The sequence below is a fragment of the Photobacterium kishitanii genome (assembly GCF_000613045.3).
GTDB lineage: Bacteria > Pseudomonadota > Gammaproteobacteria > Enterobacterales > Vibrionaceae > Photobacterium > Photobacterium kishitanii.
On the sequence record NZ_LN794352.1, the window covers coordinates 1,494,429 to 1,515,600 of the forward strand.

The 21,172-nt window shown below is 38.3% G+C and carries 19 protein-coding genes; 12 read left to right on the top strand and 7 right to left on the bottom strand.

Annotated features, from left to right (window positions below):
* Nucleotides 1–102: 102 nt before the first annotated feature.
* The 4 genes from PPBDW_RS07105 (at nt 103) to PPBDW_RS07120 (ending at nt 4,392) form a co-directional block, all read left to right on the top strand.
* A complete protein-coding gene (locus PPBDW_RS07105; RefSeq protein WP_036794359.1) occupies nt 103–879 on the top strand; it encodes an AraC family transcriptional regulator in 777 nt (258 codons plus the stop codon).
* Nucleotides 880–1,148: 269 nt separating this feature from the next.
* Nucleotides 1,149–2,339 (top strand): PcfJ domain-containing protein, encoded by a 1,191-nt coding sequence (locus PPBDW_RS07110; RefSeq protein ID WP_230850430.1) that lies wholly within the window; start codon nt 1,149–1,151, stop codon nt 2,337–2,339.
* 28 nt (nt 2,340–2,367) lie between these two features.
* On the top strand, nt 2,368–3,156 hold the full coding sequence (locus PPBDW_RS07115; protein ID WP_036794362.1) for a helix-turn-helix domain-containing protein: 789 nt from the start codon (nt 2,368–2,370) through the stop codon (nt 3,154–3,156).
* A gap of 45 nt (nt 3,157–3,201) precedes the next feature.
* Nucleotides 3,202–4,392, top strand: a complete 1,191-nt coding sequence (locus tag PPBDW_RS07120) for an MFS transporter (protein WP_036794364.1) — start codon at nt 3,202–3,204, stop codon at nt 4,390–4,392.
* Nucleotides 4,393–4,470: 78 nt separating this feature from the next.
* On the opposite strand, the gene PPBDW_RS07125 is transcribed toward PPBDW_RS07120, so the two are convergent.
* Together PPBDW_RS07125 and PPBDW_RS07130 are read right to left on the bottom strand one after the other, a co-directional pair.
* On the bottom strand, nt 4,471–5,145 hold the full coding sequence (locus PPBDW_RS07125) for a peptidoglycan DD-metalloendopeptidase family protein (RefSeq protein ID WP_036794365.1): 675 nt from the start codon (nt 5,143–5,145) through the stop codon (nt 4,471–4,473).
* A 23-nt stretch (nt 5,146–5,168) separates the two neighbouring features.
* Nucleotides 5,169–6,404: an MFS transporter gene (locus PPBDW_RS07130; RefSeq protein ID WP_036794366.1), complete on the bottom strand. Its 1,236-nt coding sequence runs from the start codon at nt 6,402–6,404 to the stop codon at nt 5,169–5,171.
* A gap of 252 nt (nt 6,405–6,656) precedes the next feature.
* On the opposite strand from PPBDW_RS07130, the gene PPBDW_RS07135 reads away from it, so the two are divergent.
* Nucleotides 6,657–8,129 (top strand): C69 family dipeptidase, encoded by a 1,473-nt coding sequence (locus tag PPBDW_RS07135; RefSeq protein WP_036794367.1) that lies wholly within the window; start codon nt 6,657–6,659, stop codon nt 8,127–8,129.
* A 66-nt stretch (nt 8,130–8,195) separates the two neighbouring features.
* Here the strand turns inward: PPBDW_RS07135 and PPBDW_RS07140 are convergent, their stop codons facing one another.
* On the bottom strand, nt 8,196–8,768 hold the full coding sequence (locus tag PPBDW_RS07140; RefSeq protein WP_036794368.1) for a hypothetical protein: 573 nt from the start codon (nt 8,766–8,768) through the stop codon (nt 8,196–8,198).
* A 221-nt stretch (nt 8,769–8,989) separates the two neighbouring features.
* Here PPBDW_RS07140 and PPBDW_RS07145 point away from each other — a divergent pair, with 221 nt between their 5' ends.
* The 4 genes from PPBDW_RS07145 to PPBDW_RS07160 all read left to right on the top strand — a co-directional run bounded on the left by PPBDW_RS07145 (nt 8,990) and on the right by PPBDW_RS07160 (nt 11,890).
* Nucleotides 8,990–9,460 carry an HIT family protein gene (locus PPBDW_RS07145; RefSeq protein ID WP_036794369.1) on the top strand — a complete coding sequence of 157 codons (471 nt, stop codon included), beginning with the start codon at nt 8,990–8,992 and terminating at the stop codon, nt 9,458–9,460.
* 74 nt (nt 9,461–9,534) lie between these two features.
* Nucleotides 9,535–10,125, top strand: coding sequence for a TetR/AcrR family transcriptional regulator (locus PPBDW_RS07150; RefSeq protein WP_036794370.1), 591 nt, complete (start codon nt 9,535–9,537; stop codon nt 10,123–10,125).
* 105 nt (nt 10,126–10,230) lie between these two features.
* Nucleotides 10,231–11,259, top strand: coding sequence for an NADP-dependent oxidoreductase (locus PPBDW_RS07155; protein ID WP_036794373.1), 1,029 nt, complete (start codon nt 10,231–10,233; stop codon nt 11,257–11,259).
* 16 nt (nt 11,260–11,275) lie between these two features.
* Entirely contained in the window at nt 11,276–11,890 is a 615-nt protein-coding gene (locus PPBDW_RS07160; RefSeq protein WP_036794375.1) for a glutathione S-transferase family protein, read from the top strand.
* A gap of 83 nt (nt 11,891–11,973) precedes the next feature.
* Here the strand turns inward: PPBDW_RS07160 and PPBDW_RS07165 are convergent, their stop codons facing one another.
* Both PPBDW_RS07165 and PPBDW_RS07170 read right to left on the bottom strand, forming a co-directional pair.
* Nucleotides 11,974–12,246, bottom strand: a complete 273-nt coding sequence (locus PPBDW_RS07165) for a hypothetical protein (protein WP_036794377.1) — start codon at nt 12,244–12,246, stop codon at nt 11,974–11,976.
* 153 nt (nt 12,247–12,399) lie between these two features.
* Nucleotides 12,400–13,764, bottom strand: a complete 1,365-nt coding sequence (locus tag PPBDW_RS07170; RefSeq protein WP_036794379.1) for a CynX/NimT family MFS transporter — start codon at nt 13,762–13,764, stop codon at nt 12,400–12,402.
* Nucleotides 13,765–13,859: 95 nt separating this feature from the next.
* On the opposite strand from PPBDW_RS07170, the gene PPBDW_RS07175 reads away from it, so the two are divergent.
* Nucleotides 13,860–14,642, top strand: a complete 783-nt coding sequence (locus tag PPBDW_RS07175) for an AraC family transcriptional regulator (protein WP_036794381.1) — start codon at nt 13,860–13,862, stop codon at nt 14,640–14,642.
* A gap of 131 nt (nt 14,643–14,773) precedes the next feature.
* Complete coding sequence (locus tag PPBDW_RS07180) at nt 14,774–15,544, top strand: class II glutamine amidotransferase (protein WP_036794382.1); 771 nt, start codon at nt 14,774–14,776, stop codon at nt 15,542–15,544.
* 102 nt (nt 15,545–15,646) lie between these two features.
* On the opposite strand, the gene PPBDW_RS07185 is transcribed toward PPBDW_RS07180, so the two are convergent.
* The gene (locus tag PPBDW_RS07185; protein ID WP_036794383.1) at nt 15,647–17,116 is read right to left on the bottom strand and encodes a C69 family dipeptidase; all 1,470 of its coding nucleotides are present in this window, start codon (nt 17,114–17,116) and stop codon (nt 15,647–15,649) included.
* Nucleotides 17,117–17,505: 389 nt separating this feature from the next.
* Here PPBDW_RS07185 and PPBDW_RS07190 point away from each other — a divergent pair, with 389 nt between their 5' ends.
* Complete coding sequence (locus PPBDW_RS07190) at nt 17,506–19,080, top strand: BCCT family transporter (protein WP_036794384.1); 1,575 nt, start codon at nt 17,506–17,508, stop codon at nt 19,078–19,080.
* A gap of 125 nt (nt 19,081–19,205) precedes the next feature.
* Here PPBDW_RS07190 and PPBDW_RS07195 read toward each other — a convergent pair whose 3' ends face one another.
* Complete coding sequence (locus PPBDW_RS07195; RefSeq protein ID WP_036794385.1) at nt 19,206–20,666, bottom strand: DUF2867 domain-containing protein; 1,461 nt, start codon at nt 20,664–20,666, stop codon at nt 19,206–19,208.
* Between the last annotated feature and the right edge of the window lie 506 nt (nt 20,667–21,172).

Genomic DNA, 21,172 nt, shown 5'->3' on the forward strand with positions numbered 1-21,172 from the left:
GTAATTTCAATATGGAAAATTATATAGTGTTAACAGATGGTGTAATATTAATATTGGGACGATATATATTACTTTAAGGACAAACTAATAAAGGGAGTTAAGATGGCTTATATTACGATGGAACAACAATTTTGTGCTGACGATTATGATAGCCTAGTCATTGGCCTTGCCGTCGATCTTGGTGGACATGACTCTGGTGAACATCGGCATAATAAGGATCAGCTGCTATTTTCTCATCATGGTTGTATGATAATTACCTTAGAAGGGATAAAGTGTGTATTGCCACCGATGAGAGCCGCATGGATCCCTGCGGGTGTGTTACATAATGCCCAAATGAACAATGTGACCCATTATCGTTCATTGTATTTTGATCAATCATTGCAGTCGCAACTTAGTCGTGAGATGAGGATTATTGATATCAATCCGCTATTGGCTGTACTGCTTGAAAGAATGTCAATGTGGCCATTTGATAAGCCGATACAAGAACAACTAAATTCAGTTAACTTATTGATTGAAGAACTTAATCTTGCTACTGAGAGTCATTTAAACCTACCATTACCGCACGATCAACGATTACAGAAATGGTTAGTTGATATTAATAGTCCGGACTTTTTAGCGCCTAGACTTGCAGAACTTAGCGCACTTGTTGGTGCGAGCGAGAAGACGATTACCCGTATTTTTAATAAAGAAACAGGGATGCCATATCAGAGTTGGCGCCAACAATGGCGACTATTAGCAGCAGTGGAATTACTTTCACAAGGTCAACGTATTTCAGATATTTCATATCGACTTAATTTTGCTAATGATAGTGCATTTATTAGTTTTTTCCGTCAAAAAACAGGATTTACACCACTTAATTTTATGATTGAATTCAAATAATAAATCCTGCATTCTATGTTTTTATTTAAAGAGAGTAAGTTAAAATTCAGCCTAAATTGACTGATTTTTTGCGACAACTTAACGTTAAACAAACATCGAAACAGTCTGACATATTATGTAATGAAAATATTGTGTAAGACTCTCACCTTAGTAGTTTTTAAGTTGAATCTTCATCTTTATCAGTCATGATAGTCTTATTAATTACCGTGAATAATATTGCCATTATGACTATTGATATAATGGTTGCTAAGACCAACAGATAAATATGGATGTCTATGCCTGTTTGTTGTACTAAATATGAAAATGATCATGTCTCGACGCCATTGATATTATCATTTGATGAAACATTAACTTTTTTTCCTTTTGTGCTCGAATTTTATGATTGGCGTGATGGTCTTGCGATGTATAGAGCCTATTCTGATGGTCACCGTGAATTATTGGAAGGGAGTTGTTCGTTTTATATTGAACATATTGAATCGCTTGATGGTGGTAAGGCGTGGATTGAAAGTATTCCTGCGGAGTTAGTGAATAAAGCGCGGGTGTATGCTGATCTTGGTGTTTATATGCTAAAGATTGCTGCTATGAGTGATAAAGCACGCCAGTTATTGTCTCAACGTCCAATATTGCTTTATTTAGTGTGTGAGCGTTATCCCTTAGATCATGAACACGTTTTGTCTTTATGTGAACTAGGCCAGCGTAATATATTGGCATACTTAGGATTAGCATCGTGTCGCTCAGCATTACGATTTATTGATCGTATTCAAAGTGATTTTTCTACGCGTTCTGTTGTGATCGTTATTCATCGTTTATTAGATCCAGAAACAATGACGTTTAAATTGTTTCGTCATTATAAAACGATCACAACTTTAACTTTGCAAGTTTATTTACAATGGCCAACGCTTACGGGAACAAAGTTAGGTTTTTATTTAGTTAAAGCCACACAACGAGAGCGGCTAAAAATTAACCAAATATTATCAGACGTCTTTCAGTTAGGGTATCGCGTTCTTGATGTTGATTCTGTTCGGCGTATTCATGCTATTACCTCATATGATGAATTGAAACAATTGCACGATCGGTGGGTAATTGCGCAGCGAACAGTAAAATTTGTACCTGATCCAAGTTGTGACAAGGCTTACGATATTCCTTTTGCTGGCAACAGTAATATTGTACCGATTCGGAACTATCAGCAGCTTGAACTTGAGGGTGTAGAACAGAATCACTATGTCGCTATTTACCATAACAGGATCATCAAAGGTGAATACCTCGTTTATAAAATGCATATGCCAGAAAGAGTAACTATTGGCTTAAAGCGACACTATCTTGCAAATGGGCGTGCGAGTGAGATTTATACGGTGGACCAAATTCAAGCTAGAAATAACCGTTTACCGTCTTACGAAACGTTGGAAACTGTCTATAGTTGGTTAGACAGCATGAAGTCTGTTAAGCCATATATAGGTTGAACTTATTATTTTACGCTAAAGGGAATGAATGCGGTTATTTCACTCGATTAAACGTTATGCACCGACAGAAGAAAAAGCGCCGCATTCTCATGACGATTTTGTACAACTTTTCTATATCCATCAAGGCTGCGGTATTGCTAGAACACAAGATAAAAGCATCCTGGCTGTCGGTGGGCAGCTCATTTGGGTACCACTTAATCATCGCCATCATTTGAAAGTGCTAAAAGATTCCTGTTTAAGTGTTATTCACGCATCCCCTGATGTTATTCCATATTTCCATGACGAGATGGGGATTATATCGACTAATCGTTTAATGGTGCAGGTGATGGCGGAAATGGAGGCGCAAGATAGTGGCAGAGATCAAAATGATGACAGCAATAGCGATGTTCAACATCATTATTTAGCGGTGTTTATTGATCAACTTAAGAAGCAAAACTACCAAAATGATGTTTATCAAAGTACGAACGACATCGATAAACGCTTATTACCTATTATTGAAGCGCTGACTATCGAGCCTGATATTAAACTTTCGTTAGAGCGCTTCGCTGAACATTGTGGTGCCTCTTCTAGAACTCTTAATCGTTTATTTATTAGCACTTTTGAGCAGCCATTTCGTGAAATAAGGCAACAGTTGGTGATGGAAAAAGCATGGCAGTTGAGTCGAGCAGGTGTCGCACATACAGATATTGCATTAGATTTAGGTTATAACAGCTTATCCGCTTTTTCTCATGCCCTTAATCGCTTCAAACAAGATAAAGCTAGCCAGAAATTGGCGAAAAATCACAACCTATTGGCGTCAGTTCAACAACAACAGTAAGCGCATTTCTTTAAGCTAAAGGCATCAATTAAGGAGATTGTTGTCATGTCTTTACTACGTTTACTTTCTATCAGTTTATTAATGGCGTGTAGCTATTTCTTTGCCTCTGATATGTATGCACCTAGCTTACCAGTGATGTCTGAGGCGCTGAATGTGTCATCGACAGCAGTACAACAAACGGTGAGTGCGTTTTTTATAGCGTTAGGTTTAAGCCAATTAATGTGTGGATCTGTCGCAGAACGCTTTGGTCGTCGTCCTATCGCGATCTTAGGTGCGGTGATATTCATTATCGGCTCAGCCTTTTGTTTACACGCAGATCAACTATCCGGTTTGATTATTGGGCGTACGATACAAGGTATCGGCGTAGGGGCATTGTTTTTATTATGCCGAACCATAATGCAAGACTCATTGACGAAAGAGCAGTTAGTGGATGTGATGTCGTGGTTTAGTATTTTATTTATGTGTTTACCCGCGTCGACACCTGCGATTGGTGGCTATTTAGAAAGCCATTTTGGTTGGCATAGTAGCTTCTGGTTTATGTTGGGTTTGGCCATATTGTTATTTGTGGTTATTGTCTTTGGCTTAAAAGAAACGCATTTAGAAAAGAATATTCACGCGACAAAACCAACGGTTGTTGCTCGTGATTATGCCATGATTGCAACGAACACGCAGTTTCTACGCTATTTAGCCATGATGGTGATGGCGAATGGTGGTGCGCTGGTGTTCTATTTGATGGGCGCGTTTATTGCTAAAGAGCAATACCATTTACCCGTGCAATATTTTGGCCTGTCTTCATTGTTATTAATTGGTTGTAGTTTATGCGCACGTATTTTTTATATTCGGTTTCTAAAATATACCCAGACAGAAGGCCGAATCATTAAAGCAGCAAGCTGTATTATGTTGCTTGGTGCGCTGACGATATTATCGAATGTGGTATTTCACAGCATGGCGACGATCATTATCGGCATGGGTATCTATTGTTTTGGCGCAGGCTTAACAACCTCAGTCGTGGCAGTCAGTGCGCTGTATTTATTCCCTAAGCATAAAGGACAAACGGGTGCGCTGTTTGGTTCATTACAAATGGTTGGGATCTTTACGTTAACTTTTATTGTGAGTCATTTAGTGAGTATTGAATGGATGATGGCATGTGTACTTGTGACGATGGCATTACTGAATATCTCAGTACAACGGTGGTGGAATGATAACTCATTGGTTTTAATGAAAAGTGGTTGTTAGCGAAAGCTTAAACTGATAAGCGCCCTGATTGATTATTTAGACTTACAGGAAAGTAAAGAGGGCGCTTTTTATCGTTATTTAATTAAGATCGCTGCGTTTTAAAATCAAATTTGGGTTTGGGCAATTATCGCGGTAGAACGTCAGCTCAGCAGGATCGACCACACCAATATAATCATCTTTATTTGTACCCATATCCTCAATGATTTGTAAGTGCAGGTGAGGAGCCCAACCACCATTCTCTGCTGTTGTGCCTACTGCAGTGAACCGTTCTCCGGCGGTAATAATATCGCCTACGTTTAACGTGGCATGTGCTGCTTGGTGTAAGTGGCCATATAGAGTGAAAAAAGTTATTCCTTCAAGTTGATGGCGTAAAATAATAGTAGGGCCATAATCACCGTCACCCTGATGATTAGCAATGCTATGTACTATGCCATCAAGTGGTGCAAAAACAGGAGTAAGGGCAGAGACGCCTAGATCTATGCCCATATGAACAGTGCGATTTTTACTGTCACTAAAATTTGCTTTATCTTGATAAATGAGACGTTGTTCTGCGTAACGACCAATCACTATTTCAGCACTAATAGCAGTGGCTTGGCGGACTATTTCATCTGCAAAGCTATGATCATTGGTGACATTTTTCCAAATATCACTGCTTGGTGAAAGATCGACGATTAATCCAGTGCCAAATTGGAGCGCTGGTGGAATAACCGGGTGAAAACGATGTGCAGCAAGTGTGCGAGCTAATGGTGTCATCAGCAATTTCCTTATTAAAGATATTAATAAGCAGCAGCAGTAACTGTCGCTGCTTTTCGTGGTACGAGTACCATCGCAATTAAGTAACCTATAGCAGCAATAGATGTCGGTAGTATTAAATCTATGTTAACAAATAGGCTTGTTAAATAGCCGCTTAGTGTCCACGCCAAACCTACCATTGCACTAGACAGTGCCATTACCCAACCTTGATCCGCTTCACTGGCTCTATCTGATAATGCTGTAATGTAAAAAGGAAATGAGATAGCAACCATAACTGCAGTAAAAATCATTGCTGCAATATGTGTATTTGGTGTTGGTGTGATTGCCAATAAAATCATGCCAATAGCAGCAAATAGTGTCGTGATTCGTAATGCTGATTGAACATGAATCCGCGCTAAAATAATCCGTGGAAGTACTAATAATGAACTGATCATTACTACACCAATTGCCATCATAAAATATTGATAAAAGCTACTTTCAACACTGATTCCCCATTTCTGCGGAAAAATAAATGCAATATTTTGGAAATATAAGCTCCAGCTGAATTGGCAAATAAACACAATCGCTAAACAAGCCACTAAGCCGGATTGACTACGTTTTAATGGCGCAATAAATGACAGTGGATTCTCATTGTGTAATGACATTTGCGCTGGTAAACGAACGAGATTTAACAATATCAAACAAAATATAGCAATGAGTAAACAGGCGTAAAACGGAGCTTGAGTGCCATAGGTTGCTGATAATTTACTGCCTAATGCTGGGCCAAATGACATTGCTGCTGTCATGACTACTGCGACCATACTCATTAATGTCGCTTTGGTCTTCCCGCGGCTATTATCTGCCAGAATTGCCTGTGCAATAGGTTGGCTGGCAGAGCCAAGGCTATTGATCATATTACCTGCAAATAATAATGCAATCGAACCGATAACAATGGCATAAATAGGCATTGCAAAACCAATTGCAGCAATAATTAAACATAATACCATTGTCGCTTTGCGGCTAAAACGGTCGGCAAAGCGGGCAATTAATGGTGTGAAGAACATCGAAATAAAAGGGGCGGCTGACATTACGGTGCCAAACAGGGTACGACGTTGTTCGATTGGCATATTTTGTGCGATAGCCAATGAATGATCAGTTAAAAATAAACTCACATAGGCGGGGATAGTAATAAAAAAACCAGCAGAGCCAAGGAAAATAATACTGTAGAGGGTCAATAAAGTTGTAGGTTTTAACGCCAAATGTTGAGTAGAGGTTGGCATGAGTGGTGAGATTCCAGAAGACGATAATAATCGACCATTTTAATCAGGTATTACGATCAATCAAGTTATTACGCGATTTATGATCATAGAAATAACAAAGAAAATATCTTATCTCGTGATCTTCTGAGCAAATTCAAGCGATATGCATGCCTATAATGCATAAATGTATAGAATGTTAATCTTTAAGGCAATAAATAAAGATTTGTTTAAACTTGTATCTTTGTTGGCGAGGTAGAGGTTAAGAGAGGATTAATGAATATTATTGTGCTCAGTTTAGTCATGATCTCAATTATATCGATGTTGAGTATTAGCGCTGAGGCTTGTACTGGATTAATTGTTGGTAAAAAAGCCACGATAGATGGCAGTATTATTATTGCTAGAAATGAAGATTATGAAGTTAATAATTGGAATAAGTATCAAGTCTATCGTCCCAAAGAGATCAATACCACTAAACTGTGGCCGCTAGGTAATGGACTTGTAGTCCCCATGCCTGATGTGTTGTATGCCTATTCAGCAATGCCTGATTGGAACGCAAAACAAATAGCACCTAAGAGTAAATATTTTGAAGAGCGTGGCATTAATCAATTTAATGTTGCTGTTTCTGCAACTACCAGTGTTGATATAAATGAGCGGGCTCAGCAATCGGATCCATTAGTAAAGCATGGAGTGATTGAAGCAAATATACCTACTCTTGTCCTTCCCCAAGCTAAAACAGCGCAACAAGGTATTGAATTACTTGGCAGCTATATTGAAAAATATGGAGCAGGCGAGGGCAATAGTTTATATATTGCTGATATTAATCAAGCATGGTTAATGGAAATAGGCTCAGGTCATCATTGGATTGCAGTTAAAGTACCTGATGATAGTTATGCGATGTTAGCTAATGGCTTGAGGATCCATGGTATTAATTTGGATTCCAAAGAGGTATTGCATTCCAAAGGGTTGTTTGAATTTGTTCAGCAGCACAAGTTATTGTCTAACCCGCAGCGAGATGATTTTAATTTTGCAAAAGCGTTTGGTGTGATTGGCGATACCTTTAATGTTGATCGTGAATGGCTCGGACAACAAATACTATCGCATTCAGTTGGACAACAAGTGAGACAGAAGCAATATCCATTGTTTATGAAGCCGGATGACAAAATTAGTGTTAATAAAGTTGCACAAGTATTGAGTGCAACCTACGAAAATACAGTGCTAGCACATTCAGGTGATCGTCCTATTCGTGTTGATCGTCAAATTGAATCACATATTATTCAGTTAAGGCCGACGATGCCCGTTCCTTTTCAAGGTGTGATTTGGCAGAGCTACGGTATATTGGCAGAGTCTATATTAATTCCCTTATATAGCGGACTACATGATTTTCCTATTGCATATAAAACGGGGACAGATACCTATTCTGATGATTCTGCTTATTGGCAATTTAGAAGTTTAACGACTCTGGCTACAACACACCCTATAAAATATTTACCATTTATTAATAATAATTGGCAACGGGCACAACATAATATTTATCAGACATTTGCTAATACAGATCAGCAATTAATACGTCTATATCATCAGGATCCAACTGCCGCTATAAAAGTGTCGGTTGATTACTCGACAATGCAATTAAATCAAATGTTAAAGTTAGCGAAGAAAATGCGTTATCAAATTATGACGGATTTAACTAAAATCACTGAGCCTGACTATTCAAGCTCTGATTATATGAATATTATGAGCCTTTAGATGCAGTAACGCCTTGTGGGTAAAGTACCGATCACAAGGCGTTATTTTTAGGCAATAATGGGACAATTACTGATTAAGTGTAATTTCAGAATCTAAGTCTTTTAACGCCATTTTTTGAATGTTAATACCAAACATCATCATGATTAAACACCAGTTTAAGTAAGGTAATTTACCTGCACGTAAACTTTCATTGACGTTTTCTGGTTTCCAGTTAAATAGTGCTGCAATATTGTCTGTGGTCATTTCTGCAAATAAGCCACTATCGATTAATTTTGCGAATTGATCGCTAGTTGGACATACAAACGTATTTTGGCTACCAAATGCAGAAGGCTTAAATAAACGTAATACACGTTTGATCTCATCAACTTCAATCACTCGGCCATTGGTTGCGATGTTAGGTCGACCAATAAGTGCGGCAATAAAACACCAGCAAGGGTAAGGGATTGAAGAAACATCTAATGGCTCTTTCTTATATTTAGCAGTCCAGTTACAGATGTTTTTTTCTTGTAGTCCAGTTGCTAAAGTAAGTTGCTTAGCATCATAACCATTATCTTTTAATAAGTTGATTGCTTCTGCAACTTCAGAAACTAACGGCTTGCTCCAAGTTGCAAAAGGGGTAAAGACATTTTCTCTAATCAAAACGATATTCCAATTGACAGTGTAATACAGGTGTTTTGCTAATGGTGTAGATCATACGTGTTCGGCGCCGTATGTCTATTAATATCCTCGTAAATCCATGGGGATAGTTTGGGTTTATTATCATGATATAAAGTCGTCATAGATAAAGTAGTTGCATGATGGATTCAATGTATTTATAACTTTTTGAATAGTAATATTTTATTTAATTATAGGCGGTATATATGAGTTGTATTTTTTGTGGAATGGTTGCAGGAGAAATACCTTGTCATAAAGTATGGGAGGATGAGAACCATATGGCTTTTCTTTCGATTTTCCCTAATACCAAGGGGTTTACCGTTGTGATCCCTAAACATCATTGTGGTAGTTATGCGTTTGAGCAATCAGATGAAGTATTAACACAATTGATTTTGGCGACCAAAAAAGTGGCGAATGTATTGGATCGTGCTTTTGATGATGTCGGTCGAACCGGTATGTTCTTTGAAGGCTACGGTGTTGATCACTTACATAGTAAATTATTTCCTATGCATGGGACTGGGAATGATGCGAGTTTTAAATTAATCGAATCAAAATCAACGAAGTATTTTGAGCATTATGAGGGGTATTTATCATCACATGATTGCAATCGAGCTGATGATGCTGAGTTAAGTGAGCTTGCTCGTTATATTCGTTCTTTTCAGAAGGTGAATGAGTGATCATTGATCTCTTGCGGACAATATATTTAAAATAAGCACTAGACGACTGGTCTAGTCGGGTTTATAGTTAGCGCATGAACACAAAAACAAACGATACACGCCAACATATTCTTAATATTGGTTACCAACTTGTGGTTGCTAAAGGATTCACTAATGTTGGCTTGTCAGAATTATTAAAAACAGCAGCTGTGCCAAAAGGTTCTTTTTATCATTATTTTAAATCGAAAGAGCAATTTGGTGAGGCGTTAATTGAAGATTATTTTGAATACTACCTTGAGCATGTGGCAACGATTTTAATACAAGGTACAGGTAGTGGTTTTGAACGTTTAACTGACTATTTTTCACGTTGGTTAGAAATTGATGATGGTACCTGTAACGCCAATAAATGTGTGGTTGTTAAGCTTAGTGCTGAAGTGTCAGATCTTTCAGAACCAATGCGAGAAGCATTAAGAAACGGTGCTTATAGCATTGTTAATTTAATTGTACTTTGCATTGAGGATGGTATTAAAGATGGTTCGATTACTGTGAAAGACAGTCAATCAACCGCACAAACATTGTATCAATTATGGCTTGGTGCCAGTTTATTTTATAAGCTTAGCCAAGATTTAAATGTATTACAGCAAGCGTTAGCTACAACTAAAGCTCAGCTACGACCAGCTTTTTAAGTCGTATATTTTATAATTGTCCCGTTATAATAGCAACGGGATTTTTTATAAAACAACACTAGACGACTGGTCTATTATTTGTAAAAGAATGAAAAGGAAAGCTCAATGGAAAACGTAAACCGTAAAATCGTATTAGCTTCTCGTCCTGTTGGTGCTCCTGTGGCAGATAATTTTCGCTTAGAACAAGCAACCATACCGACGATAAGTGAAGGGGAGATTTTACTACGTAGTGTGTATTTATCATTAGATCCGTACATGCGAGGTCGTATGAGCGATGCTAAATCGTATGCAGATCCAGTTGCTTTAGGTGAGGTGATGGTTGGCGGTACGGTATGCCAAGTTGAGCAGTCAAATCATGCCGATTATCAGCAAGGAGAGTGGGTTTTATCTTATTCAGGCTGGCAGGATTATGCTATTTCAAATGGTGAAGGTTTAATTAAATTAGGCATGCATCCAACACATCCATCTTATGCTTTGGGTGTGATGGGGATGCCTGGTTTTACCGCTTATATGGGTCTACTTGATATTGGTAAGCCTCAGCAAGGTGATACGATTGTCGTCGCGGCAGCAACAGGTGCGGTTGGCTCAATGGTTGGTCAAATTGGTAAAATTAAAGGTTGCCGTGTTGTTGGTGTTGCTGGTGGTGAAGAAAAATGCCGCTATGCCAAAGAAGTGTTAGGTTTTGATGATTGCATTGATCATAAAGCGGATGATTTTGCTGAAAAACTAGCACAATCTTGTGATCAAGGTATTGATGTTTACTATGAAAATGTGGGCGGCAAAGTGTTTGATGCAGTGTTACCATTATTAAATACTGGTGCTCGTATTCCATTATGTGGTTTGATTTCTCAATATAATGCGACTGAATTACCGCAAGGGCCCGATCGAATGTCGATGCTAATGGGAACGTTACTTGTGAAGCGGATTAAGATGCAAGGTTTCATTATCTTTGATGATTATGCTGATCGTTATGATGAATTTGCAGCAGATATGAGCCAGTGGTTAGCCGAAGGTAAAATTCATTATCGTGAAGATTTAGTTCAAGGGCTAGAAAATGCACCTCAAGCATTTATAGGTCTATTAGAAGGTAAGAATTTTGGCAAGCTAGTTATTCAAACCAATCAAGCTCAATAATAAAGGTGAGTATATTATGATTACCCTGCATCATTTAAATAAATCACGCTCAAAACGTATTATTTGGTTATTAGAAGAGCTTGGGTTGGAATATGAGGTAAAACCTTATCTTCGTGACAGTGTTACTTTTTTAGCGCCGCCAGAGTTGAAAGCTATTCATCCGTTAGGAAAATCACCCGTTATTGAAGATAATGGGTTAGTGATTGCTGAATCAGGGGCTATTACTGAATATTTGATCCAAACGTATGGTGCTAATCTAGCACCAAAGCTTGGAACGTCCGCTTATATTGAATATTTACAATGGCTACACTTTGCTGAAAGTTCAGCAATTTTACCTTTGTTATTAAAGATGTTTGTCGCTAAAGACGGGGCAAAAACCAACTTTTTAGAAGGTTACGCTGACGTTGAAGCTGAAAAAGTGATTGGCTATTTTGAACAGTGTCTTGAAGGTAAAACTTATTTAGTTGAAGAACGACTCACTGGGGCGGATATCATGATGTCGTTTATTGCTGAAATACTGCAAAATAACGGTATGATTAATCATTATCCTAATATTCAACGCTATCAAGCTCAATTAGCAACGCATGATAAATTTGTTAAAGCTGATCAGGTTGAACATCAATTTGGTTAAAGCGAGTTATTAATAGATAAAGGTCACTCTTGAGTGGCCTTTTTTTTTGATCACCGCTTGTGGGGTTCAGCATTAATGTTATGTTAGAAACAAAAACCGATAAAAAAGAAGATAACATAGAAAATCATAGCCGCCATAATAGCACCAGCGGCATGATGTATTACTACTGGAAAGTTCGGTTTTTTTTGTTGGATTTTAGTTTTAGTTAGATGGTAAGTGCCTAGTGCAATTAGAAATATGATAATTGTCGTAATGATGTCTGGCATATTAACTTGAGATTGAGGGATTACTGTTTGTGCAAAAGCGGAAGGAGAAAGTAAGGCTAAATTGGCAGTGATTAAAGATAGACGTTTCATTCGAGTAATAACCATTTAAATAAAACAAACGTTACGACGAATGATGATGTATTTAAATTGCTGTTATTAAAAGATCATGTTGCATAACTAACTATATATTGCGATAAAAAATCGCTACCAGCTGTATGCTGATAGCGATCTATTGATACGAGATTACTGTTTATTCTCAATAGCGTTTTTCAATTGGTCACGCTCTTTAGTAATACGTTGTAACTCTGCTTTTAGATATTTAATCTCTGCATGCACATCAGTATGTGGATGAGATTGAATCTGCTGTTCAGTGTCATCGATAATGATATCTTTACCGCTCTTAGTGCGAACAATGACATGTGAACGACCCGCAAATAACGCTAATAAGGCCCAGATAATACATACACCAGCAGTCATTAGTAATGGTGTATGCCAGCTGCCTGTCATTTCATGTAATGAACCAAAAATGATAGGGCCAGTAGCGGCAAGTAGGTAACCCATACATTGCGCCATACCTGATAGTGCTGCTGCTTGGTGTGCGTCATGAGTACGAATACCTACGAACGATAGACCAAGAATAAAACCACCACCACAGCTGAAACCAAAAGCAATAACCCATACAATTGCGTGCTCTGGCATGAATAATAGGCCAAGAATACCAACAAATGACAGTATCGCCATTGCCACACTCATACCACGCTTATCTTTCATTTTTGCCATTAGTGGAATAAGTACTAATGCTGGCACTGCTGTTGAAAGTTGAAGAATACCGTGGATATAACCTGCTTGGTTTTCTGTGTAGCCGTTATCAATTAGGATACTTGGTAACCAACTGATAAAGATGTACATAATAAATGAGTTAAGACCAAGGAAAATCGTTACCTGCCAAGCTGCTGCTGAACGCCATAAGTAACTATGGCTATCAATCTCTGCGGTGTCTGCAGCTGGACGAGTATTGCCGCTTAACTGTGGTAACCACACTAAGATAGATAGCGCTGGGAAGATAATGACACCAGCAAGTGAAAATGCCCAGTTTGGAATAGCAGTAATGTGTAGTTTTTCTGCTAAATTAAACAAAGGAATAGCAGAACTAGAACTTACGGTAGAACCAATACCCATAACAAGTACATAAACAGCCGTTAGTGTCGGTACTTGAGTTGGAAAGTCTCTTTTTAGTAAACTTGGTAGCAATACGTTACCGATAGCAATACCCACACCAATAATACAGGTACCTAAAAAGAGCATGGTGGTTGAGCCAGCCGAACGGACAACAATACCAGCAGCCACAAGTACCAGTGCCAACATAAGTGAGGGCTCAAGTCCCATCTTTCTTGCTAGGCCAGAAGATATTGGTGAGAAAATGGCAAAGGCTAGCAATGGTAATGTGGTAAGCATACCGGCTTGTGTTGCTGATAAGCCAAGATCATGAGAGATAAAGTCTAGAATAGGGCCTAGACCAGTGATTGGTGCACGAAGGTTACTTGCGATTAGCAAGATTCCTGCGATCACCAGCGCTGGATGCGCAATTTTACGTACGTTGTGTGACATATCAGTCTCCTATAAAGCAATGATGTAATAATAAGCTTTACTTTTATTTCTGTATTCGGGTATATTGACAATTCATATCTAAAAACGGACATAACATGAATTTTAAAACCAGTTTTATGGAATTTGATACAGATCTCTACCCACAAAAGGTACTGGCATTGCGTATTGCTGGTATTGAAAAGGAAGAGGAAGTCCCATTCCATCAACATCATAAAGGCCAATTAGTCATGCCTTTAACTGGGTTTGCTAAGTGCCATATTAATGATGCGGTGTGGATGGTGCCTGCACATTGTGCGGTATGGATACCCAGCCAGGTTCCGCACAGCAATCGAATTTCACCAGATGCTGATGTGTGTATGCTATTTGTTGAGCAAGATATTATCGGTATGCCAAACAAAGCATGTACGCTTTCTATTTCGCCATTATTACGCGAGTTAATCATTCGCCTTGCTCAAGAAGAACAGGATTATGATAAAGATGGTTCAGTCGCACGTTTAGTTGATGTGTTAGTTGATGAATTAATATCAATGCCAACAGAACATTTTGATTTTCCTATTCCCTCTGAGCATAGATTGAATCAAATAGCGAAACGATTATTAGCAAATCCAGGGGATAGAAATACTGTTGGTGAGTGGGCGACACAATTTGCGATGAGTGAGCGGACATTAGCACGACTTGTTAAACAAGAGATTGGATTAACATTCGGCCGTTGGCGTGGACAGTTGCATATCGTCGTGGCGCTTCAAAAACTATCAATGGGTGAGTCTGTTCAACGTGTAGCTGAAGACTTAGGTTATGAGTCTGTCAGTGCCTTTATTTTGTTTTTCAAAAAAACGTTAGGGCGACCACCAAAGCAATATATGAAAGAGCGTGAATGATATATTTTTGTTATAAATATATTAATTAATAAGCAGGTTACGATAGACGACATAGGCATAGTTATCAAGCGTAGCGCATGATAAATTATCCTGCTTCGTTAGCACTTTTTGTTTTGAGTAAGGAATACGTTATGTCCCGATGGTTAGCCTATCATGGTGATAGTATCTATTTGGATGAATTAATTTATCAACCCGAGCATTCATTAATTCAGCAAAGTGTAGAGTCGAATAAAAAACGAACTATTCGAGTTAATGGGGATGGTTTTGGGTTAGGTTGGTATTCTCATCGTGCATTACCTGGTTACTACCATGATATCTTACCTGCATGGGGTGATGAGAATTTACGATCGTTAGCTCACCATATTAGCTCTCATCGCTTTATGGCACATATTCGGCATTCTACGGGATCACAAGTATCGCGTGTTAATTGTCATCCATTTGTACTTGATAATTGGATGTTTTTACATAATGGCCATATTGGTGGTTTTGATCAGGTAAAATTCACTCTGGTACGACAATTAACGGAAGAGTTATTTTTAAAACGCGTAGGAACAACTGATAGTGAATTGATTTTCTTGATGATGATTAAAAATGGCTTAAGAATCGACCCAATTGCTGCGATTAATCAGACGCTGTATGAAATCGAACAAGCAATGGAAGATAAGGCGATAACAGAACCATTAAAAACATCGCTTTGTATTTCTGATGGCGAGCAATTTTGGGTGGTTCGTTATAGCTCTGATCATCAGCCACCACCGGTATTTATTCAGTGCTCAGCGAAAAAAACCATCCTTGCATCTGAACCATTAGATCATTCAGACTCGTGGCAAAAAATCGATCGTCAGACAATTACTCATATCGTAAACCATCACTGCACTCAATATGATTTAATTATTGATTAACATATTTGTTACAAAACAAGAAAGGCTGTCATTGAATGACAGCCTTTCTTAATAGTTGTAGATGTGACGTTATAATAGGGTAGTTACGCTATTAAAAGAATATTAAGCTCCCGAGAATTGATAGGTAGTATTAATATTGGATGTCATTTGGGTAATGATAGCATTTTGGAGTTTACTTGCAGTTGCCATCGCTTGATTAGTGGTGGTTAATTCAAAATCATTTAATAATGCTTGTGCTTTTTGAGGCTGAGTTTTATAGATAGCTAAATATTTTTTCTCAGTTTCTTTCATTAATGCTTTTTGCTTTTTCTCAAATTTAGCATATGCACTCTTAACCATTGGAGCAAACTGATTATAGTCAGTCATCGCCAGAGTTTGCACTTTGCGTAATTGCCAATAGGCTGAGAAGTTATCGGCTGTTTTACCGATCCCCGTTTTATAGATAGCTGGAATTTTTGCGCCTTGATAAAACGCAATATATGGTGTGAGGTCTGTCATTCCCCAACCGATATAAGCAACTTCTCCAATAGCTTGAGGGAGTGTTGGCCTAACTTGAAGAATGTGGGATTGATAAGTTCTAAATACTGATATCGGCCGATAAGCTTCATTGGGGTTAACGTTGGCATATGGATCGTGTGTTGAGCCTTGATAGTGGTTACGCAACCCTTTTTTTACGTCGTTTACTGATAATTTATGGGTTGGCATTGCAAATACAGGAAACTCTAATGGATTCGCTAACGTTGTTTTGATGCCATGACTATACATGTGCTGTATAACATGGACTCGAGGGTAGTTATAGAGGCGATCATTGGCGTTATCAACCGAATAGGTTTTGTGAAAGTTAAAGGGCCCATCATGTGCGGGATTATACACCCCTTGAGCAATTGCAAACGTTATAAGCGTCGGGCTTGAAAGATATTTATCAGTGTCGTTAGGGTGAAAACGTTGTAAACGTCCTTGATTGGCAGAAACGAAATAATCATGATTATCTAGTTTGGTTGCCATCCATTGATGACCGCTACCTGTTTCTAAATACCAAATACCTGTTTTATCAACAAAAGCTACCCCAAATCCTTCCGCAGCTCCTTTTTCTTCTATAATTCTACCTAATAGTTTTACGCCATCTTTAGCTGTTTTTGCCCGTGGTAAAATCACATTAACAATTGAATCTTCATTAATTCCTGTTTCATCATTATAGGGATCAACTGCAAGCATAGTCGGGTTGTTATAGATAGTTTCAGTGGCAGACATACCGACACCTAATTCATTAAAACCTGCTGAACCAAAGGAGGTATCTTGCGTTTTTGCCTTAGAGAAACTGCTATAAGCAAGACTTGTTTTAGGTAAAGGGTAGGTAAAAGAATTACTGTTAGATTTAAATTCATCGTGGGTATTGATCTGATGAGGGTGATTAAACCAATGAGGATTAACGAGTGGGCTATGATCTGCATTTCTTGCAATAATATAACTACCATCAATTGTTGCTTGATTACCAATAAGAATAGTTGTGCAAGCAAAAATGGATGGGGAAATGGTTGCCGCAACGACGGCACAAATTAACGTGGATTTCATTATGTGTCTCTATAGGGGCGTTTAAAAAATGGTTTCTACTATAGGACATAGGAACATGGGTATTTGCGTAAAATGTCACATTCACTGGATTGTTAAAATATGAGAATGGTAACTTAAGTTTGCAATGGCATTAGTTAATATGATTTGTTCAGTAATCATTTTTTAATTTTTAAAATGATTTGTGGTAATGGTATTTTATGGTGACGATGATTTTTGCTTGTTGTTATATTGGTTTGTAGGACAAAATATAAGTTTTTGTTTTTAAATTACAAAACTTAGGGAAGTGTTTGTTTGTGCTCTTTAGTGTTGAAATTTATAGAGAAATTTATCTGGTGTTAATATCTATATGCTGATAGTGTGTCTTCCCTCACACACAGCGTGAGAGATTTATGCAACGCAATACAAGCCAAATTAGTAATGATACAACGCCAAATATAGTCATGGGATTGAAAGGTTTAGATAACAAACTCGTTCCAGCACTAACGATTGGGTTTATTAGCTTATTCGTCCTTTCTGCTTTAATTGATATGCCAGCTTTCACCGCAATGATTCAAACATCTTTTAGCTCTGCAGCTAAAACCTTTGGTTCAAGTTGGCAGTGGTTGATGCTTGTTAATTTTTTTCTTGCACTAATTGTCGCGATTAGCCCGTTCGGTAAAAAAGTGATGGGCAGTGTAAGTAAACCGACGATTGGTACATTTCGTTGGTTAGCGATGATCATGTGTACGCTACTTGCTGGTGGCGGTGTATTTTGGTCAGCAGCTGAACCTATTTATCATTTTATGACACCATCACCTTCATTTTCTGGTGTAGAAGGCGGTACACTAGCCGCAGTTACTCCTGCATTAGATCAAGCCTTTTTACATTGGGGATTTCTTGCTTGGGCTGTATTAGGTACGCTATCAACGATAGTGTTAATGTACGCTCATCATGAACATGGTATTAAATTACGTCCTCGCGCTTTATTATTTCCACTTTTTGGACATCGCTTAGAAAATCATTGGCTGGGTAGTGTCATTGACGCATGCTCAATTATTGCTGTTGCTGCAGGCACTATTGGTCCGATTGGATTTTTAGCCTCGCAGTTAGGTTATAGCCTTGAGTTATTAACCGGTTTAGAAAATAACACTCAATCCCAGCTAATTATTCTGGCAGTTGTGGTAGCAATTTATTCAGCCTCAGCAGCATCAGGGATGGATAAAGGTTTACAGTGGTTATCACGTCTTAATGTCATCGGTGCTTTTGTACTTTTAGCTGCCATGTTGATTCTAGGTCCAACAACGTTCTTATTAAAAGAATTTGGATCTGCTTTTGGTAGCTATTTGCAAAATATGGGAACGATGAGTTTGACCACGGCTAAGCCTGAGTGGAACTTATGGTGGACATGGTTTTTCTGGGGTTGGTTTATTGGTTTTGCACCAATGATGGCTATTTTTATCGCTCGAATTTCTGAAGGTCGTAGTATCCGTAGTTTAATCTTGTGTGTTGCTGTAGGTGCTCCGATTGCGACAAACTTTTGGTTTGCGGTATTAGGTGGTACAGGTATTTCATTAGAGCTTAATAACCCAGGTATGATCTCTGGTCCGCTAAATGATGGTGGCTTACCCGCGGTATTATTAGCATCATTGTCTAATCTACCATTGAGTTATATTTTGTTACCTGCGTTTTTAGTGTTAACTACAACATTCGTAGTTACAACGGGTGATTCAATGGCGTATTCAATTGCGATGGTAGTTTCCGGTGATAATGAACCAAGTAGTAAGCATCGCTTATTTTGGGCTATCACTATGGGTATTGTTGCTGCGGTATTATTATTGGCCGGTGATGGTGGGTTGAATGCTCTACAATCCTTCATTGTTATAACGGCAGTACCCGTTTCGTTATTAATTGGACTAACGCTACTAAGTGGTCCTATTGCAGCATGGAAAATGACGTGCGCATCAAAAACGGCAAAAACAGCGTAATTCAATAGGGTATTATTACCGTATACCTATGCTGTTAAAATAAAAACCGAAAGTGTGATGCTTTCGGTTTTTTTAGAGCTGCATTTTATTATCGAATATCGTGAGTGATAAATTAACGGTAGGCGTTATTTAGTGTCGATATTACCTTCTTGTATTTTTGCCTTACAGCGTTTAACTAAGGCGTGAGTCATACCGCGGAAAATAAATAAATGCGCAGGCATCATAGCAAACCAATACAGTAATCCCATGAAACCTTTTGGGTGCCACCATGCACGAATATCTATCGTGCGATGATCGCCACAATCTTCAATCGTGAATTCTAATCGGCCTAAACCCGGTGCTTTCATACCAAATAGTAACGACAGGAAATGATTTTTTTCAAGACTGATCACTTTCCATGAATCTATTTTATCACCCAGTTGTAGCTGTTGTGGATCTCGGCGATAACGTTGTAGCGCATCACCACCAATCATGGCATCCATCCATTCTCGAACTCGCCATAAGCTATTAGCAAAAAAGTAGCCTTCCTCTCCGCCGATAAGCTGTACTTGACGCCAGAGAGCTTCACAACTTGCGTCTGTTTTGAGTGTATAGCCAGCTTGCTTGGGGTAATAGCCATAACCGGTTTGCCAGCGTAATAGTGCATCTGGATCAAAGCCCCAAATTTCACTCTTGACTAATTCAGTACTCATGTCTAGTGCTTCTTGGATCGCTTCTTCATAACTGATGAGGTGTTGAGGAATACGACGTTGAAGTTCACTACCATCAGCAGGAAGATCACAACTTAAACCGCCAATAAGTGCGCGTGCGATATTAGTAGGAACAGAGGTTATAAACCGTAGCCAGTAAGTCGCCATCTTTGGACTTAACCATTTTAATGGAATGACGCGAATGGTTTTACCATGGATCTTACTAAGTCTGACCATTTGATCTTTATAAGTCATTTGCTCTGGGCCAGCGACATCTAAAATAAGATTATGATCTTGAGGACATTCGATAAGTTCTGTTAGGTAGTAGAGTAGGTTACGTAATGCGATAGGGGAGTTTCGCGACGTAACCCAGTCGGGCGTTAACATAATCGGTAGGTGATAGACAAAATCTTGCATTACTTCAAATGCAGCAGAGCCTGGGCCAATAATGATACCTGCACGTAGTTCAGTCACACACTTGCCACTATCACGAAGAATGTTCCCCGTTTCTTTACGAGCTGTTAGGTGTTTTGATTGGCCGGTTTGTGATTGTAAGGCACCAAGATAAACAACATGCTCAACGTGACTAAGAGCAAGGTAATGACTAAATCGACGAGCGCAATCGAGTTCAAATTCAATGAAGTCATGACCATGATTCATCCCATGGACTAAGAAGTAAACCGTATCAATACCCATAAATAGATCGGTCAAATCTTGGTCGCGCTCTAAATCTAACTCAACTAACTCTAAATTATTTATGTGCCCCCAGCCACGCTTCTCTAATAGCTTAAGATTACGTCCTGTTGCTCTAACATGATGGCCAAGTTCTAATAAGTTAGGCACTAAGTGACTACCGATATAACCAGAAGCCCCGACTACAAGAATATTTTTGCTCATTAATTAACCACTCTAAATTCCGTGTTGTGATATAAGGACGAAAATAAACGGTTATTAACTTTTTTAATATCGTCTTTAAAGATAATGGCTTTTTATTGATTAAAAGCAATACTAAACAGTAGAAGATGATAGTTTTTATCATTTAATATGTTTATTATCACTACATTTTATGGGCTTTTATGCATATAAATATTGTCGCTTTATGATGAAGAAAACCCCTCAAATAATTCACTCAAGGAATAGTTGTTTTTTAAATAATCAGTCTATCTATTGTTTAATTTAATATGCGTCTTTGTTTTATAGTTATTAAAATTAAATTTTCCGGCATATTCGGTTTCTTAATGACAATTTATCGCTCTTGCTCGGTAGCTGTTTGTTGTTAAAGAGGAATATCTCAATAGGATTAGTGTTTAAAGCGATAATAGTTAATGACTAAACTGTTATGTAAAGAATAAAACAGGTAATATTGAATAACTATTGTTTTAGTTATTCAATATTAAAATAAA

Coding starts and splice junctions, on each gene's coding strand:
- PPBDW_RS07170 (WP_036794379.1), bottom strand. CDS start 13,764: ATGTCACACAACGTACGTAAAATTGCGCATCCAGCGCTGGTGATCGCA.
- PPBDW_RS07160 (WP_036794375.1), top strand. CDS start 11,276: ATGATTACCCTGCATCATTTAAATAAATCACGCTCAAAACGTATTATT.
- PPBDW_RS07150 (WP_036794370.1), top strand. CDS start 9,535: ATGAACACAAAAACAAACGATACACGCCAACATATTCTTAATATTGGT.
- PPBDW_RS07155 (WP_036794373.1), top strand. CDS start 10,231: ATGGAAAACGTAAACCGTAAAATCGTATTAGCTTCTCGTCCTGTTGGT.
- PPBDW_RS07185 (WP_036794383.1), bottom strand. CDS start 17,116: ATGAAATCCACGTTAATTTGTGCCGTCGTTGCGGCAACCATTTCCCCA.
- PPBDW_RS07145 (WP_036794369.1), top strand. CDS start 8,990: ATGAGTTGTATTTTTTGTGGAATGGTTGCAGGAGAAATACCTTGTCAT.
- PPBDW_RS07195 (WP_036794385.1), bottom strand. CDS start 20,666: ATGAGCAAAAATATTCTTGTAGTCGGGGCTTCTGGTTATATCGGTAGT.
- PPBDW_RS07115 (WP_036794362.1), top strand. CDS start 2,368: ATGCGGTTATTTCACTCGATTAAACGTTATGCACCGACAGAAGAAAAA.
- PPBDW_RS07135 (WP_036794367.1), top strand. CDS start 6,657: ATGAATATTATTGTGCTCAGTTTAGTCATGATCTCAATTATATCGATG.
- PPBDW_RS07190 (WP_036794384.1), top strand. CDS start 17,506: ATGCAACGCAATACAAGCCAAATTAGTAATGATACAACGCCAAATATA.
- PPBDW_RS07175 (WP_036794381.1), top strand. CDS start 13,860: ATGAATTTTAAAACCAGTTTTATGGAATTTGATACAGATCTCTACCCA.
- PPBDW_RS07130 (WP_036794366.1), bottom strand. CDS start 6,404: ATGCCAACCTCTACTCAACATTTGGCGTTAAAACCTACAACTTTATTG.
- PPBDW_RS07180 (WP_036794382.1), top strand. CDS start 14,774: ATGTCCCGATGGTTAGCCTATCATGGTGATAGTATCTATTTGGATGAA.
- PPBDW_RS07125 (WP_036794365.1), bottom strand. CDS start 5,145: ATGACACCATTAGCTCGCACACTTGCTGCACATCGTTTTCACCCGGTT.
- PPBDW_RS07120 (WP_036794364.1), top strand. CDS start 3,202: ATGTCTTTACTACGTTTACTTTCTATCAGTTTATTAATGGCGTGTAGC.
- PPBDW_RS07110 (WP_230850430.1), top strand. CDS start 1,149: ATGTCTATGCCTGTTTGTTGTACTAAATATGAAAATGATCATGTCTCG.
- PPBDW_RS07165 (WP_036794377.1), bottom strand. CDS start 12,246: ATGAAACGTCTATCTTTAATCACTGCCAATTTAGCCTTACTTTCTCCT.
- PPBDW_RS07105 (WP_036794359.1), top strand. CDS start 103: ATGGCTTATATTACGATGGAACAACAATTTTGTGCTGACGATTATGAT.